This is a genomic window from Neobacillus sp. MER 74 (assembly GCF_023714155.1).
The window spans coordinates 1-257 of the sequence record NZ_JAMAUV010000110.1; the positions used below are offsets into that span (position 1 = coordinate 1).

The following is a 257-nucleotide window of genomic DNA, read 5'->3' on the forward strand; positions in this document are numbered from 1 at the left end:
TCGAAGAGCCGCAGTGAATAGGCCCAGGCGACTGTTTAGCAAAAACACAGGTCTCTGCGAAGCCGCAAGGCGAAGTATAGGGGCTGACGCCTGCCCGGTGCTGGAAGGTTAAGAGGAGGGGTTAGCTCACGCGAAGCTCTGAATCGAAGCCCCAGTAAACGGCGGCCGTAACTATAACGGTCCTAAGGTAGCGAAATTCCTTGTCGGGTAAGTTCCGACCCGCACGAAAGGCGTAACGATCTGGGCACTGTCTCAAC

General features: G+C 56.0%; 1 rRNA gene. It reads left to right on the forward strand.

Annotation, left to right across the window (positions count from 1 at the left end):
• Positions 1–257 (forward strand): 23S ribosomal RNA (locus M3610_RS27760); the annotation flags it as partial.